The sequence below is a fragment of the Nonomuraea sp. NPDC050451 genome, assembly GCF_044458585.1.
Window position 1 is genome coordinate 270,799 of sequence record NZ_JBITHZ010000015.1, and the last position, 15,068, is coordinate 285,866.

Annotated in this window: 14 protein-coding genes and 1 pseudogene; 14 read left to right on the forward strand and 1 reads right to left on the reverse strand. The window is 69.4% G+C overall.

Features of this window, described 5'->3' with window-relative positions:
* Nucleotides 1-26: 26 nt before the first annotated feature.
* From ACIBI9_RS37735 to ACIBI9_RS37775, 9 genes and pseudogenes are all read left to right on the forward strand, one after another.
* The gene (locus ACIBI9_RS37735; RefSeq protein ID WP_397229449.1) at nt 27-1,775 is read left to right on the forward strand and encodes a glycoside hydrolase family 97 catalytic domain-containing protein; all 1,749 of its coding nucleotides are present in this window, start codon (nt 27-29) and stop codon (nt 1,773-1,775) included.
* Nucleotides 1,772-2,932, forward strand: coding sequence for a hypothetical protein (locus tag ACIBI9_RS37740; RefSeq protein WP_397229451.1), 1,161 nt, complete (start codon nt 1,772-1,774; stop codon nt 2,930-2,932). Before ACIBI9_RS37735 ends, ACIBI9_RS37740 begins: the two co-directional genes overlap by 4 nt.
* A complete protein-coding gene (locus ACIBI9_RS37745) occupies nt 2,929-4,128 on the forward strand; it encodes a hypothetical protein (RefSeq protein WP_397229453.1) in 1,200 nt (399 codons plus the stop codon). The genes ACIBI9_RS37740 and ACIBI9_RS37745 overlap by 4 nt, the downstream gene beginning before the upstream one ends.
* 7 nt (nt 4,129-4,135) lie before the next feature.
* Nucleotides 4,136-5,710: a hypothetical protein gene (locus tag ACIBI9_RS37750; RefSeq protein ID WP_397229455.1), complete on the forward strand. Its 1,575-nt coding sequence runs from the start codon at nt 4,136-4,138 to the stop codon at nt 5,708-5,710.
* A 214-nt stretch (nt 5,711-5,924) separates the two neighbouring features.
* Nucleotides 5,925-6,287: a hypothetical protein gene (locus tag ACIBI9_RS37755; protein WP_397229457.1), complete on the forward strand. Its 363-nt coding sequence runs from the start codon at nt 5,925-5,927 to the stop codon at nt 6,285-6,287.
* Between the two features lie 582 nt (nt 6,288-6,869).
* On the forward strand, nt 6,870-7,151 hold the full coding sequence (locus ACIBI9_RS37760; RefSeq protein ID WP_397229459.1) for a hypothetical protein: 282 nt from the start codon (nt 6,870-6,872) through the stop codon (nt 7,149-7,151).
* Nucleotides 7,152-7,204: 53 nt separating this feature from the next.
* A pseudogene (locus tag ACIBI9_RS37765) lies at nt 7,205-7,531 on the forward strand (tetratricopeptide repeat protein); the annotation flags it as partial.
* 91 nt (nt 7,532-7,622) lie between these two features.
* Entirely contained in the window at nt 7,623-8,513 is an 891-nt protein-coding gene (locus ACIBI9_RS37770) for a retropepsin-like aspartic protease (protein WP_397229461.1), read from the forward strand.
* A gap of 393 nt (nt 8,514-8,906) precedes the next feature.
* Entirely contained in the window at nt 8,907-9,509 is a 603-nt protein-coding gene (locus ACIBI9_RS37775) for a DNA glycosylase AlkZ-like family protein (RefSeq protein WP_397229463.1), read from the forward strand.
* Between the two features lie 105 nt (nt 9,510-9,614).
* Here ACIBI9_RS37775 and ACIBI9_RS37780 read toward each other — a convergent pair whose 3' ends face one another.
* Complete coding sequence (locus ACIBI9_RS37780) at nt 9,615-10,580, reverse strand: helix-turn-helix transcriptional regulator (protein WP_397229465.1); 966 nt, start codon at nt 10,578-10,580, stop codon at nt 9,615-9,617.
* A gap of 96 nt (nt 10,581-10,676) precedes the next feature.
* Between ACIBI9_RS37780 and ACIBI9_RS37785 the strand changes: the two genes are divergently transcribed.
* From ACIBI9_RS37785 to ACIBI9_RS37805, 5 genes are all read left to right on the forward strand, one after another.
* On the forward strand, nt 10,677-11,687 hold the full coding sequence (locus ACIBI9_RS37785) for an ATP-binding cassette domain-containing protein (RefSeq protein WP_397229466.1): 1,011 nt from the start codon (nt 10,677-10,679) through the stop codon (nt 11,685-11,687).
* Nucleotides 11,684-12,472, forward strand: coding sequence for an ABC transporter permease (locus ACIBI9_RS37790; protein ID WP_397229468.1), 789 nt, complete (start codon nt 11,684-11,686; stop codon nt 12,470-12,472). The genes ACIBI9_RS37785 and ACIBI9_RS37790 overlap by 4 nt, the downstream gene beginning before the upstream one ends.
* A gap of 28 nt (nt 12,473-12,500) precedes the next feature.
* The gene (locus tag ACIBI9_RS37795; protein WP_397229470.1) at nt 12,501-13,319 is read left to right on the forward strand and encodes an NAD(P)H-binding protein; all 819 of its coding nucleotides are present in this window, start codon (nt 12,501-12,503) and stop codon (nt 13,317-13,319) included.
* A gap of 461 nt (nt 13,320-13,780) precedes the next feature.
* Nucleotides 13,781-14,419 (forward strand): transposase, encoded by a 639-nt coding sequence (locus ACIBI9_RS37800; RefSeq protein ID WP_397229490.1) that lies wholly within the window; start codon nt 13,781-13,783, stop codon nt 14,417-14,419.
* Nucleotides 14,416-15,036, forward strand: a complete 621-nt coding sequence (locus ACIBI9_RS37805; RefSeq protein ID WP_397229472.1) for an MFS transporter — start codon at nt 14,416-14,418, stop codon at nt 15,034-15,036. The genes ACIBI9_RS37800 and ACIBI9_RS37805 overlap by 4 nt, the downstream gene beginning before the upstream one ends.
* Nucleotides 15,037-15,068: the final 32 nt, after the last annotated feature.

Sequence of the window (15,068 nt, forward strand, 5' to 3'; positions counted from 1 at the left end):
TATCTCTTCATGACCCTGGAGGGCACGTGCCAAGCTGGACGTTCAGTGACGAGGACCTGGAAGCGGGGCTGACCCTCTCCGCCGAGGGCGTGCTCACGCTGGAGGTGCGCCACCACGGGCGGGCGGTGCTGCAGCCGTCCAGGCTGGGCATCAGGACCGCCCACGCCGACCTGAGCAAGGGGCTCACGCTGGCCGGGATGTCCGAGCGACGGGTCGAGGAGACCTACCGGACGGTCACCGGCAAGCGGCGCGAGCACGGCTACGGGGCCGAGGAGTGGACGCTGTCGTTCACCAAGGACGGGCACCGGCTCGACGTGCAGGTCCGCGTCGGCGGGCACGGCGTGGCCTATCGGTACGTGGTGCCGTGGACGGGGCCGGTCACCGTCGTGGAGGAGGCCTCCGAGTACGTCCTGCCGCCCGAGGCCCGCGCGGTGCTGCTCCCGTACGAGAACGGCCGCTGCGACTACGAGGAGATCCACCGCCACGGCAGCGTCGCCGACGCCGAGCCCATCCTGTACGGCTACCCCTCGCTCTTCGAGACCGGCGGCTCCTGGATGTTCGTCACCGAGTCGAACCTGGACAGCGGCTACGCCGGCTCCCGCCTGCTCCTCGACGGCAACACCTTCCGGCTCGACCTGCCCGACCCGTACGTGACCGCCGCCAGCCCGCTCACCACCCCCTGGCGCACGATGATCGTCGGCGACCTGGCCACGATCGTGGAGAGCGACCTGGTCACCAGCCTCGCCGAGCCGTCCAGGGTCGAGGACACCTCCTGGATCAGGCCCGGGGCCGCCGCCTGGTCGTGGTGGTCCGACGGGCCCTCGACGCGCGACCTCGACGCCCAGAAGCGCTGGGTCGACTTCGCCGCCGCGAACGGCTGGCCGTACGTGCTGGCCGACGCGGGCTGGAACAAGGAGTGGATGCCCGAGCTGATCGCCTACGCCACGGAGAAGGGTGTCGGCGTCTGGCTCTGGTCGCACTGGCAGCACGTGGACACCGAGCTGGAGCACCGCGAGAAGCTCGCACTCTGGAAGGAGTGGGGCGCGGTCGGCGTGAAAATCGACTTCACCGAGTCCGACGGCCAGGACCGGATGCGCTGGTTCGACGCCATCCTGGCCGCCACCGCCCGGCTCAAGCTCATGGTGGTCTTCCACGGCGGCACGATCCCGCGCGGCACCGAGCGGACGTGGCCGCAGTTCATGACCGCCGAAGCCGTCAAGGGCGCCGAGTGGATCAAGCCGAAACCCGGCAAGCAGCCGCTCTACCAGCCCACCCACTACCTGTCGCTGGCCTTCACCCGCAACGTGCAGGGCCCGATGGACTTCACGCCGTGCACGTTCACCGGCGTGCGCACGATCTCGGCCGGGTTCGAGCTCGCGCTGTCGGTGATCTTCGAGTCCGGCGTCCAGCACTTCGCCGACGGCATCGATGCCTATGAGGCCCGGCCGGAGGCCCTGCGGCTGCTGTCGGCCGTCCCCGCCGCGTGGGACGAGACGCGACTGCTGTCCGGCGACCCCGCCGACCACATCCTGCTGGCCAGGAGGAACGGTGCCGAATGGTACGTCGGCGCGGGCGTGTCGGGCGAGGCCCGCACGCTCACCGTGCCGCTCGACTTCCTCGAGCAGGGGGAGTGGAGGGCCGAGATCTACCGGGATGCCCCAGGCGACCGGATCCTCGCCGAGACGGTCACCGTCTCCGCCGGGGGCAAGCTCGACCTCGCCGTCCCCCCCAACGGCGGGTTCACGCTTCACCTCAGGAGAAATGAGGACAAATGAACAAGCGCATCGGCGGCGTCTTAGCCGCCCTGGCGGTCACCGCCGCCGCCGCACTGCCCGCCGCCACTCCCGCCGCGGCGGCCGCCTGGACGCTGCGCTGGAGCCCCGACCCGGCGGACGACACCGTCGCCGAGGCGTTCGAGGGCATCGAGGACGACCGCGCCGACTCGCACCCCGGCGTCACGCACATCTACGTCTCCGGCGGCGCCTACCGCTTCGACATGCACACCCAGGACCGCGACGGCGACGACCGCCAGCGCAACGAGGTCAAGGGCATGCGGACCGGCGGCAGCTCGTACCTCAAGATCCTCGAGAACGAGACCTGGCGCATCAGCTACCAGCTGTACATCCCGACCTCGCTGGACGCGACCAGCAGCTTCACCCACATCGCTCAGATGAAGGTGCCCGGCTCCGGCGCGCCCCTCTACACGATGTCGCTGCCGATCTCGGGCGGCACCCCCAAGATCAACGTCCGCTACTGGGACGAGGCCGAGCAGACCCACGAGGTCGGCAACACGAACCTGGAGCCGATCCAGGGCAAGTGGGTGGACACGACGTTCGAGTTCAAGGCCTCCGACAGCGGCTACCTGCGCTGGACGCTCAAGGACGGCTCCACCACGCTGGTCGACAAGCGCCTGGACGACACCGACCTGTGGCGGGGCGACGACGAGTACCTGCGGCCCAAGTGGGGCATCTACCGCAGCATCAACAGCTCCGGCCTGCAGAACACCTACCTCCTGGTCCGCAACCTGCAGGCCCACCAGCTCACCGGCGGCGGCAGCACCGACCCGTCCGCGTACGAGGCCGAGCAGGGCTCCTTCAGCGGCACCGCCCGCACCGCGTCCTGCTCCGGCTGCTCGGGCGGCACCAAGGTCGGCTGGATCGGCGGCGGCTCCGGCAACGCGGTCACGATCGACGTGCAGTCCGCCGCCGCCGGCGCCCGGCAGTTGACGGTGCACGGCCTGGTGAGCGGCACGCGCAGTTTCCAGGTCAGCGTGAACGGCGGCGCCGCCCAGACCGTCTCGCTGACCGGCACGGACTGGAGCACGCCCGTCTCCAGGACGGTCTCGGTGCAGCTCGGCGCGGGCGCCAACCGTGTCCGCTTCTTCAACGACGGCGCCAGCGCGCCCGACCTCGACAGGGTGACGATTCAGTGAGAAGGCACCTGGTGGGAGCCCTGGCGGCGATGGCGCTGCTCCTGCAGACGGCACCCGCCCACGCCGTCGGGGCTCCCCGATGGGAGACCCGGTGGAACCCCAGCCCGTGGCGCGACGGCGTCAACGCGTTCGAGGCCCTGGAGGACGACCGGCGCGGCTCCCATCCCGAGGGCCTGCCGCACGTGCGCGCCGAGAAGGGCGTGTGGCGGTTCGACGCCCACCTGGAGGACCGCGACGGCTCCGACCGCATGCGCAACGAGGTACGCGGCATGCGGGCCGCCGACGGCGGCCCGCTGGAGATCCGCAAGGACGAGACCTGGCTGATCACGTACCAGATGTACATTCCGGACACGCTCGACGCGACCACGAACTTCACCCACATCTGGCAGCTGAAGAACTCCGACGTCGGCACGCCGATCGCGCAGATCTCGCTGCCGGTCGTGAACGGCGTGCAGAAGATCGCGGCCCGCTACTGGACGCTCGAGGACAACAAGTCGCACGACTTCGCCACGGCCGACCTGGAGCCGATCCAGAACAAGTGGGTCACGACGACCATCGAGTTCAAGTCGGGCGACGCCGGATACATGCGGTGGGTGCTGCGCGACGGCCCGAAGAGCGGCTCGCGGACGATCGTGGACCAGAAGGTCGACAACATCGACCTGTGGTGGACGCAGGAGCAGTACAACCGGCCCAAGTGGGGCATCTACCGCAGCATCAAGAGCGCCGGGCTGCAGGAGACGTACCTGCTGGTCAAGGATCTGAAGGCGGAGCAGCTCGGGCCCGCGACGCCGCCGGTGAAGCTGCCGCCGCCGGATCGCGGCCCGGGGACGTACGAGGCCGAGCGGGTCGGGAACGTCTTCGAGGGCGCCGCCGAGCCGGCTTACTGCGCCGTCTGCTCCGGCGGGCGGAAGGTCATCCTCATCGGTGGCAACGTCTACGACTACGCCGTGGTCAGGGGCGTGCTCTCGGAGACCACCGGGACGCGGCAGCTGACCGTGCACGCGCTGGTGGACGGCTCCCAGTCGTTCTCGATCAGCGTCAACGGCGGCGACGCGATCCAGGTGCCGATGACCGGCGCCAAGGACACGGTGACCACCACGACGGTGCCGGTGGACCTGGTGGCCGGGGTCAACACGATCCGGTTCTTCGGTCTCACCGCCCGCGGGCCCGAGCTCGACAAGATCGTCATTAGGTAGGTGGACCATGGCACATGACCTCAGCAGGCGGGCCGTGCTCGCGGCGGGTGGCGCGCTGGCGCTGTCGGCCGCGGGTGCGGTACCCGCAGGCGCCTCGACGATCTGGCAGTCCCGCCTGGTGCGCTACGACCGGTGGGGGCGGCTGGCGTACGAGCAGGACGCGGAGGGCAACCGCATCCCCGACTTCAGCCACGCCGGCTACCGCAACGGCGAGCGGCCGATCCCGCACGTGCCCGTCGTCAAGACGATCCGCCCGATCGAGGGCGACAACACCGCCCACGTCCAGGCGGCGCTCGACGAGGTGGCCGCGCTGCCCCGCGCGCGGCGCGGCGCCCTGCTCCTGCTGCCCGGCGTCTACCCGGTGGCGGGCACCCTGTACGTACGGGCGAGCGGCACGGTCCTGCGCGGCTCCGGCGACGGCGAGGACCCGGCGGGCAACACGATCATCAAGGCCACCGGCAACAACCCGAAGGACCGCGACGTGATCGTGGCCGGCGGCGCGGCGGGCGGCGGCTGGACGGGCGAGGTCCCCGGCACCCGCACCGACATCACCACCGACTTCGTGCAGGTGGGCGCGCGCGAGTTCGCGGTGGCCGACCCGGGCTCGCTGCGGCCCGGGGACAACATCGTGATCACCCATCCGTGCACCGAGGAGTGGCTGAAGGCCATCGACTACGGCGGCCACGACGTGGGGCCGCCGTGGAAGGTGGGCGAGCACCCCATCATCTACAACCGGTACGTACGCGAAGTTTCCGGAAATGTCGTGAAAATCGATGTCCCGGTCTTCAACCACCTCAACCGCGCCCTGTCCCCGTCCTTCCTCTACAGGTGGGACCGGGCCGGCCTGGTCACCCAGGTGGGCGTGGAGCGGCTGCGCGTCGACATCGAGTACCACGGCGACCCGGAGCAGGACGAGGACCACGCCTACAACGCGATCGTCCTGCTGCGCACCGAGGACTCGTGGGTGCGCGACTGCACGATGCTCCACTTCACCCAGGCGGGGGTCGCCACCCAGGAGACCACCCGCGCGACGATCGAGAACTGCCGGGCCGTCGACCCGGTCAGCATCGTGACGGGGAGCAGGCGCTACAACTTCAACACCTACGTCTATTCGCAACAGGTGCTCTTCCGCGACTGCTACGCGTACAAGGCCAGGCACGCGTTCGTCTCCAACGGCCACAGCACGGTGTCGGGCGTGGTGTTCCTGCGCGGCACCTCGGAGTACGCGCTCAACTCCAGCGAGGGCCACCGCCGGTGGTCGCAGGGGCTGCTGTTCGACGGCCACAAGGACGTCGACCCGCACTACGACTACACGCTCGGGCTGTACAACCGGGGTCGGTACGGCACCTCGCACGGGTGGTCGGCGGCCCACTCGGTGGCATGGAACTGCGACGTGTCGACCAGCCGGCTCATCGTGCAGAAGCCGCCGACCGCCCAGAACTACGCGATCGGCTGCCACGGCACGATCACCGGCGACGGGCCGTTCGCGCAGCCGGCCGGGTACATCGAGGGCGCCAACCAGCCCGGCCTCCTGCCGCCCTCGCTCTACCAGGCCCAGCTGCTGGACCGCCTACGCCGCTGACCCACAGACCAGGCGCAGCCGCCGACTCTCCGGGCGCTAGAGCGGCTGCGCCTACAACCCCCGCCCACCCGGCCCTCGCCCGATCACGACGACCGCCACGTCTGACCCATCACCGACCGGCTCCTCGACGGGTGGCATCGACTGCGGTTTTGTGCCCGACTTTCCTGACGCGCGGGCGCCAGCCTATAGCGGTCCAGGACCACACCTGGCGGTCATGAAAGACGCGGGATCGGAGAGGCGCCAACCTCTCGTCTACACGCCCTTTGCCGTGGCTTCGCTGCCGATGAAGTGGACAACGCAGGATCCCAAGACGTTGGATGAGGATCCGACGCGGGCGCAGCTGGTCATCTGTATGAAAGAGGTGCGGAAGCGGAGCAGCACGCCGATGGTCGGTCGATGCACATACCCCGCCCTCGTAGCAGCCGTGTATCCAGCGACGTACACCTTCGAGGTATATGAAGCCTGCGCGAGCGGCTTCTCCTACCCCGTCGGCTCAGAGGTGGAAATCGCGCAGGACATCAAGGAAAAGACCTTGCATCGCCGACTGCGCCCGCTGATCATGGGGCCTGTCCGTTGACGAGGAAGTGCTGTTCCGCGAGGTACAGGGTTAGGCCAGGAGCCGGCAACTGTGCTTTACACTCGCGCTCCTCCGCTGTTTGTGGCGCCGTGGTCGTGGCGGCGATGCTGATCATGACGGAATGAGGGGCGCCGCCGCTGTCGGCGACTCATCGGCCGTACGTGCTTGCGCCCAGAGCCTCCTGCGCGCGGCGCGCCTCGCGTGAGGGCACCCCCTTCGAGCTGGGGTGAGGCTTATTGACACGCACGAGGTTCCAGGCAGGGGTACCAGGAGAACTCGCCGTGGATGGCGCGGCTGGAGACGTCCGGGTCCCAGCCGGTCACTGCTGCTGAAGTTCTACATGCAGCACGGACGCTTCCCGCGCGGCAGGGATGGATCGTGCGTGGCTCGTTCAGCACGAACCACGATCGGTGCCGAACGTGCGCGCGTTGTCGGCCGCATGTCACGGTTTCTCGTCGGCGCGGGCGTCGGCGCGATCGTGACACAGCCATGACAGGGCGCGGACGAGGCGCGCACACGGCCGGTCGACAGTGGATGGGTTGATGGCGGGCGAGTTACGGAGCGTGCTGTGGAACCCGGGGCGTGTCGCGAGGGTTGTCGATCGGGGATGACCCGGCCGTGTGGGAGGGACTGGAGCCGGCCCTGACCCGAACCTTCCACAGTGGACTGCGGCACGGTGGCCGTACCGGTCGGCTGGTCGAAGCCGTGCGGGCCAGCCATCCAAGTGGCCCCGGCACTGGCCGGCGCGAGGCCACCGATCCGGCCGCCCGCCTCAGGACGATGCCGTGCGGCCTGGGTGACCCCGGCGACTCCGGCGTCGCCCTCGGCAAGCGGGGTGAGATGAGCTGGCCGGAGCTGCTGTGACCGCCGGTCGGACAGAACGTCACGGCGAAGACGATCACGAAAAAGGAGAAGACATGGCTGATGACAGGCAATGGGACCGGCGTTCGCTGTTGCGGGGCGCCGCCGTGCTGACCGGTGCCGCCGCGGCCGCGCCGCTGCTGGGCAAGGCAGCCACGGCGGCCACGGCGCTGGCCGGCAGCGGTGACGCGGACGCGCTGTTCAAGGCCGGGGAGTTCGAGCAGGCCGGGCGCGCGTATGAGGAGGTCCTGAAAAAGGATCCCAAGAACGTGCACGCGGCCCGCCGGCGCGGTTTTGTCGGGCTGCTGTCCAACCGGTTCCCGGACGCCGAGAAATACCTCAAGATGGCCATCGAGCTGGCGCCCGACGACAAGGACGCCAACCGGTTCCTGGCCGACTGGCTACATCCGGCAGGACAAATTCGCCCTCTCCGCACCCCACTGGCAAGCGGCCGGCGACGAAGGCTCGGCCAAATTGTTCGCGGCATTCCGCGGCGAGCCGTATCAGATCCACGGCGACATCGCGCAGGTGCGCTGGCTGCAGACGGACCCCCAGCCGCTGGTGGAGGCCTCGGTCAACGGCGGACCGCTGAAGCGCTTCACGTTCTACACCGGTGCCCCGTCGCTGAGCGTGTCCGCGACGGTAGCCAAGGAAGCCGGGCTGAGCCCCGTCGCCAGTTCGAAGATCGATTACTTGAACGGCAAAGCATGGCGGCACGGGGGAGTGCTGGAGTCGTTCAAGCTGGGCGGCATCGAACTGCGCAACCTCCCCGTGTCGTGGATGGAGTGGGAGTCGGGCGGAGATCTCACCACCGAGAACGACGGCATGATCGGCACGTGGGTCTTCTACCACTTGCTGACCACCTTCGACTACGCGGGCCGGCAACTGATCCTGCGGCGCAGCACTCCCGAAACGGTCGGCAAGACACGCGCGGCCGCCCAACGGGCGGGCGCCGAGCCCCTACCGCTGTGGCTGGCCCGTGAGCACATGGTCTACAGCAGAGGCAGCATCGCCGGCTCCGGCCCACGGGTGGTGGCCGTGCCCATCGGCGGAGGCAGCGAGCCCGCCGCGGTCGCGCACGGGGAAACGGCCGAGCAGTTGCAGATCCGCACCGACTACGACCGCCCGATCGGGACTTTCGCCCACAGCCACCCGGCCGTCGCCTACCCCTGCTACCCGAAGGAGATCCGCCTCGGCAACGCCACCGCCAAGGACATCTACTGCTACACGAACCCACAGTCCGCGCTCGCCCCCCTCGGGTTCGACGTGCCGGCCACCTTCTTCCACAGCTTCTACAAGCCCTACAACATCACCCTCGACTTCACCCACATGAACCTCTACATCGCCCGCGGCCAGGCCACCTGATCACTGCGACCGCACGGGCGTCATAGGAGCTGCCGGCTCCTACGGGCGACGGGGAAGGGCGAACCAGGTAGTGTCCCGGGCGCCGCAGTAGCCGTGCGCGGCCGGAGCCCAGCGAGTCGTGTCCCAGCTCAGGCACGGTTTGGCGGTTCATCGCATGGTTCTTGACGGGCACCCCTAGTTACGAGCTGCACGAGTGCTGCCCCTCCACGTCTTATTGGGGGCACCAGCGGCCGTACCCACTGATCAACCCCGGTGGCGGCTCGCCGCAGCTGTAGGAGCTCTGGGCCGATCCGGATCCGGATACGGCTGTGGGCCGACGATGAGCGCACATCGATGCCCACAGCATCCGCATCAGTAGCATAGGCACCGTTCGTTGCGCCCTTCCCCTGCGAGGTGCCCGAGGCGCTTGCGGTCGGCACCGCGCCGTCGCCACGAGCCTGCGGGTGGGGGCGGCCCTCCTGGCCGGCGCGGCAGGGCTATGCCGAGTTGGTGTCCCGGTGGCTGTGGTCCTACGGCCCCGGCACCGTCGACGACCTCGCGTGGTGGCTCGGCGACACCAAGTCCGCAGTCCGCACCGCGCTGGACGACATCGGCGCGCAGCGGGTGTCCCTGGACGACGGCTCGGTCGGGTGGCTGCGCGAGGACGATCTAGCCCCGGTCGTCGCCGCCGAGCCGTGGGTCGCGCTCCTGCCGTTGCTCGATCCGACCGTGATGGGCTGGAAGGCACGCGCCTTCTACCTCGGTGCGCACGTACCCCAGTTATTCGACAGTGCGGGCAACGCCGGGACTACCGCCTGGGTCGACGGACGCGTCGTCGGTGCATGGGTGCAGGATCCCGGCGGTGTGGTCGAGCCGCGCCCGCTTGATGACGATGTCTCCGCGCAGGCCTGCGAGGCGTTGGCGGCCGAAGCGCGGCGGCTCAGCGCGTGGCTCGACGGCCAGCGGGTGTTCACCGTCTACCCCTCACCGGCCATGCAGCCTGGCGCCGGGCGCTGACGCAGAGGGGCCGCGGGTGGGCCGGGGGCGGTGCGTGTTTCCTCCGTGTCCGCTGCTCCGGGTCGGCACCGCCCGGTTCTGCGCCCCTGAAGACCGTTGCACGGGTCAAGGGGGCTCTTGGGTGCCGGCGGTGAGGCGTCGTCCCCAGGCGCGCATGTAGGCGATGGCTTCCGGTGGGCCGTGGACCACAACAGGGGCGTCGAGCGCTCCGATGCAGAAGGTGGCCCAGTCCAGGGAGTCGGTGGCGATCTCCACCCGGCACGAAGTGTCGTCGATGGGTTCCACCGTCCCGTAGTGCGCGATCTCCTCCCGCACCATTTCGGCGGGGGCCCCGACCGTGGCGCGGACGGGATACCTGGCGGGCATCGCCCTGATCCGGGCGCGCACGTACTCGACGGGATCGTCGGCGGGGAGGGGGCGGGGGGCGAACGTCGTGCCGGTGCGGCTCGCATCACCGATGCGGTCGACGCGGAAGGTGCGCCAGTCGGCCCGGTCGAGGTCCCAGGCGATGAGGTACAGGCGGTTCTCGACGCGGACGATGTGGTGCGGGTGGACTGTCCTGGCCGCGGAATGACCGGTGCGGGTGCGGTAAGCGAACTCCACCGTCTCGGTGTCGCGGCAGGCCAGGGCGAGGGTCGTCAACGAGGCGACATCGGTGATGTCCACGCGTGCCTCGGGGTTTCGCGCCGGGACGGCGACGGCGCGGAGGCTGTCGATGCGGCGTCGGATCCGCACGGGCAGCACTTGGACGATCTTGGCCATGGCGCTCAGCGCGGCGTCGGCTGACGTCGGGGAGGGGCCGGAGGTGATCTCTTGGAGCCCCATGACGATGGCGGCGGCCTCGTCCTCGCTGAGTACCAGGGGCGGGAGCGAGGCGCCGGGGCTGAGTTGGTAGCCGCCGCCGGTGCCCCGTGTGGCGGTGATCGGATACCCGAGCTCCTGGAGGCTGTCGATGTCGCGGCGGAGCGTGCGCTGGCTGACGCTGAGGCGGCGCGCGAGCTCGTGGCTGGGCCAATGGCGCCGGTTCTGCAGCAGTCCGAGGAGTTCGAGGACGCGGGTGCCGGTCGACATGAGCCCACTCTAGGCCGACTTGTGGACATATAGCGGCCACAAGCCCAGTGATGATGGGAACCGCCATCGAAGCGGGAATGGAGCGTACGCCGACACATGATCAGCACTGCCAATCTGTCCCGGAGTTTTCGGGCTCCCGACGGCGATGAGGTCCGCGCTGTCCGTGGCATCGACCTCTCCGTGGCGCACGGGGAAATGGTCGCCGTTCTCGGCCCCAACGGCGCGGGCAAGAGCACGCTCATGCGGATGCTCTCGACGCTGCTCCCACCCACGGGCGGCACCGCGCGCGTCGCCGGCTTCGACGTGCGGACCCAGGCTCCGCTGGTGCGCGAACGCATCGGCTACGTCGGCCAGGGCAACGGCGCCGGGCACACCCAACGGGCCCTGGACGAGGTCGTCACCCAGGGCCGCATCTACGGCCTCGACCGGGCCACCGCCCGCGCCCGAGCCGCCGAACTGCTCTCGGCGCTCGGTCTGGAACAGTTGGCGCGCCGCAAGACGCAGGCGATGAGCGGCGGCCAGCGGCGGCGCCTCGACCTGGCGATCGGGCTGGTGCACCTCCCAGCGTTGATGTTCCTGGACGAGCCGACGACGGGCCTCGACCCGCAGAACCGCAACAACCTCTGGGACCACATCATCGGGATGCGGCGCCGCAGCGACATGACCGTCGTCTTCAGCACCCACTACCTGGAGGAGGCCGATCAACAGGCGGATCGGATCGTCATCATCGATCACGGGCGCATCATCGCCGAGGGCACGCCGACCCAGCTCAAACAGCGTCATGTCGGAGACCGGCTGACGCTGGAAACAACCGACCACGCTTCCGCCGAGCGCCTGCGTGGGCTCATTGCGGCGATGGACGGTGTCGGGACGGTGACCCGGCAGGGCGATGCGGTCACCGGGCAGGTCGCCGACGGCCGCGCGGCACTGCCGAGCGCGATCGCCGCCGCCCAGGACCAGGGGATCACCGTGGTCGCAGCCGACACCCGGCTCCCCACGCTCGACGACGTGTTCCTCGAACTCACCGGCCGGAGCCTGCGCGACGCCGGCGGGCGAACCGCCACCGGCACCGAGGACAGCGACCAGACACCGGAGAAGGCCGCATGAGCACCATCACCCCACCCCGCAGACGCAACGTCGCAGGCGACACCCTCATCGTGATGACCCGCGAGCTGCGCCCCGTGGCCGGTGACCCGTTCTCCCTGGTCGTCGGACTGATCCAGCCGCTGTTCTTCCTGCTCCTCTTCGGGCCCCTGGTCGTGCACGACACGACGACCGGGACCGCACACCAATCCCCGTGGGCGTGGTTCGTCCCGGGGATCCTCGTGATGACCTCGCTCTTCGGAACGGCGGGGACCGGATCCAATCTCCAGTACGACCTCCAGGGCGGCTCGCATGAACGGCTCCTGGTCACGCCGTTGGCGCGCTCGTCGCTGTTCATCGGACGCGCGCTCAAGGAGTTCGTGCCACTCGTCGTCCAGGCCGTCGTGGTCGTCCTGGTCATGGTCCCGTTCGGGTTCCGCCCCGATGTCGGCGGCGGCGTCCTGGGCCTGGTGCTCCTGGGCGTCCTCGGCGTCGGGATCGGGTCACTCAGCTACGCACTGGCCATCGCCGTGCGCGAGCAGGACTGGATGTTCTGGACCGTGCACCAGACGGTCCTCTTCCCGCTGATGATCCTCTCCGGGATGCTGCTCCCCCTCGATGAGGGACCGCAGTGGATGCGCGTCCTCGCGCAGTTCAACCCCCTCACCCACGTCGTCGAGGCCGAGCGCGACCTCTTCGCCGGACAGATCGCGACCCCCGACGTCGGCTACGGATTCCTCGCCGCCGGCACGACCGCCGTCCTCGGCTTCGTGCTCGGGCTTCGCGCCCTGCGCGCCAGCACCGACTGACAACACCCGCACGAAAGGACCCACGAACATGCGCATCCTCGTCACCGGAGCGACCGGCCAGGTCGGGCGGCACCTCGTCGCGCAACTCCACGAAGCCGGACACCACGTCCGCGCACTCTCCCGCACCCCCGCCAAAGCCGACCTCCCGACCGGTGTCGAGGTGGTGGCGGGCGACCTCACCGATGCCGCCACGCTCGGAGCAGCCTTCGAAGGGATCGACGCGATCCACCTGATCACTTTCGGCGGCGACGACGACCTGACCAACGGCCCCGAGATCATCGACCTCGCCGCACGCCACGGCATCGCTCGGGCCACAGTCCTCGGCGGCTGGTCGCCCACCAGCATCGAAAGCGCCCTGGAGTCCAGTGCGATCCGCTGGACCCTGCTGCAGCCGGCGGAGTTCATGTGCAACGCTCTCGAATGGGCCGATGAGATCCGTTCCCAGGGCACCGCGTCCATGCTCGCCACCTTCCCCAGCGCGGTGGTGCATGAGGCCGACATCGCCGCCGTGGCCGCCACCGCGCTCACCCACGAGGGCCACGAGGGTCGGAGCTACCCGATCACCGGGCCCGAAGCCCTTACCCCGGCGGAACGCACCCGGATCATCGCCGAGGCCACCGGGCAGGACATCGCCTTCGTGCACCTGAGCGAGGACGCGGAGCGCGCCCGGCTGCGCGGCTACGGATACGACGAGGACTATGTGGAGTTCGGAATCCAGCTGGCCACGAACCCGCCCGAGGCCAGCGGTGTGGTTCTGCCCACCGTCGAGGACGTCACCGGCACGCCCGCGCGAACCTTCGCCCAGTGGGCGCGGGAACACGCTGAACGGTTCCGCACCGCGCCCTGACCCGCACGGGCCGAACCCGGGGCGCCGCACAGCGGAGATTCGGGGGTTGGGCAGCATGCGAACGGTGATTCTTGACCTACGGCCCGGTTGGGCCTGCCACGCTCGACGCCGGCACTTGGTATGACCCGCATTGGCGCCCGGTACAGGGCCGCCCTGTTTTCGAGATGTCTACCAGGTGCCGACGTCGGCCCGGCTCACCCCGTTGGCTTGATCAGCAGCTCGTCCGCCGCTTGCGCGTGACTCGTCACAGTTCTGCCACCCGGTGATCCCATCCAGGCCGACGCCAAGTGCAGTCGCCCCTGGAAAGGAGGCAACCGCATGTCCACGCTGGCAGAGCAGATCGATGGCGTCATCGGGGTCGATACCCACCGCGACACCCTGGCCGCCGCCGCGGTCAGTGCACTGGGTGCTGTACTCGGCCACGTCGAAGCGGCCACTGACGCCCACGCTACCTTCAACTCCTGGAGTTCGCCCGCCAGCACGTCCCGGGCCGCCGCTGCTGGGCCCTTGAAGGAGCCGGCAGCTACGGCGCCGGCTTGGCTGCGTTCCTGGAGGCATCCGGCGAAAAGGTGGTGGAGGTCTGCCGCCCCAAGCGGCCGGCCCAACGTGGCGGTCGCAAGACCGACGCCCTCGACGCGATCCGCGCCGCTCATGAGGCGTTGACCAGTGAGCATCTCATTCAGCCCCGCCAACGCGGAGAACGTGAGGCATTCAGGGTGCTGCTCACCACCCGCCAAAGCGCCGTCAGCGCGACCACCGCGGCGATCAACCATCTGAAGGCCTTAATCGTCTCGGCGCCCGACGACCTGACGGAGGCCGCGCACGCGGCCGGGTTCGCTGACGCCGCCCACCTGACCAGGGTGGTCCGCCGGACGATGGGCCAGGCGCCCTCCACCCTCACTGCCGGCGTGCGGTGGCTGAAGGCCAGCAGTTCCTCCAGCTTCGGCCGGGCGGGGTCCTACCCGCCGCTTTGTCGGTGTGGCAACGGTTCCCGGATGGCCGGCCCGATATCCTGCGCGAAGTATGGACTGGAGGTTCCGGTCGGCGGCGGAGGGCCAACACCAATGATCACCGGAGTCACCAGGGAGCCCGCAGCATGACCGGCACCACGGAGGCCCTTGGCGGGTCGGCTGCAGCCGACAATGCAGCACGAAGTGTGGCGCGCCCGTTCTACGTGTACGCCGTGCTCACCAACACGCTATTCCAGCGCGGCGTATTCGTCCTCTTCCTTCAGCAGCGAGGCTTCTCCGCCGAGCAAGTGGCCCTACTGCAGACACTGCTCTACCTGGTCAGCGGACTTGCGGAGTTGCCGACGGGAGTCATCGCCGACCGAATCGGCAGGCGTGCCAGCATCGTGATCGGCCAGATGCTGATAGCTGGATGTCTGCTCGGTCAGGTGGCGTTCTCCGACTACTGGGTGTTCCTGGCGCTGTTCATCGGACAGGGCGTGGGCATGGCATGTGTGTCCGGTTCGGACACCGCCCTGCTGTACGACCTGCTCGTGCGTCGTGGTGCAACGGCCGGCTACGTCAAGATCAAGTCCCGGTTCACCATGCTCGGGACGGTCACCTCGGGAGCCGCCATCGTCCTCGGCGGCCAACTGCAGCAGATTTCCTGGGGAGTCGTCTACGTCGGTTCGGCGGCGTGCCTCGCCCTAGGAGCTGTTTGGGGTTCGGATCTTGGTGAGGGTCGGTGGCGGGCTGGTCGTGGCTGGTAGAACTCGGATGTGGCGCGCTTCGATGTGACCGA

Bases quoted from the DNA above. Each gene is read 5' to 3' on its own strand.
- ACIBI9_RS37740 (WP_397229451.1), top strand. From the start codon at position 1,772: ATGAACAAGCGCATCGGCGGCGTCTTAGCCGCCCTGGCGGTCACCGCC.
- ACIBI9_RS37750 (WP_397229455.1), top strand. From the start codon at position 4,136: ATGGCACATGACCTCAGCAGGCGGGCCGTGCTCGCGGCGGGTGGCGCG.
- ACIBI9_RS37755 (WP_397229457.1), top strand. From the start codon at position 5,925: ATGAAAGACGCGGGATCGGAGAGGCGCCAACCTCTCGTCTACACGCCC.
- ACIBI9_RS37780 (WP_397229465.1), bottom strand. From the start codon at position 10,580: ATGTCGACCGGCACCCGCGTCCTCGAACTCCTCGGACTGCTGCAGAAC.
- ACIBI9_RS37785 (WP_397229466.1), top strand. From the start codon at position 10,677: ATGATCAGCACTGCCAATCTGTCCCGGAGTTTTCGGGCTCCCGACGGC.
- ACIBI9_RS37790 (WP_397229468.1), top strand. From the start codon at position 11,684: ATGAGCACCATCACCCCACCCCGCAGACGCAACGTCGCAGGCGACACC.
- ACIBI9_RS37795 (WP_397229470.1), top strand. From the start codon at position 12,501: ATGCGCATCCTCGTCACCGGAGCGACCGGCCAGGTCGGGCGGCACCTC.
- ACIBI9_RS37805 (WP_397229472.1), top strand. From the start codon at position 14,416: ATGACCGGCACCACGGAGGCCCTTGGCGGGTCGGCTGCAGCCGACAAT.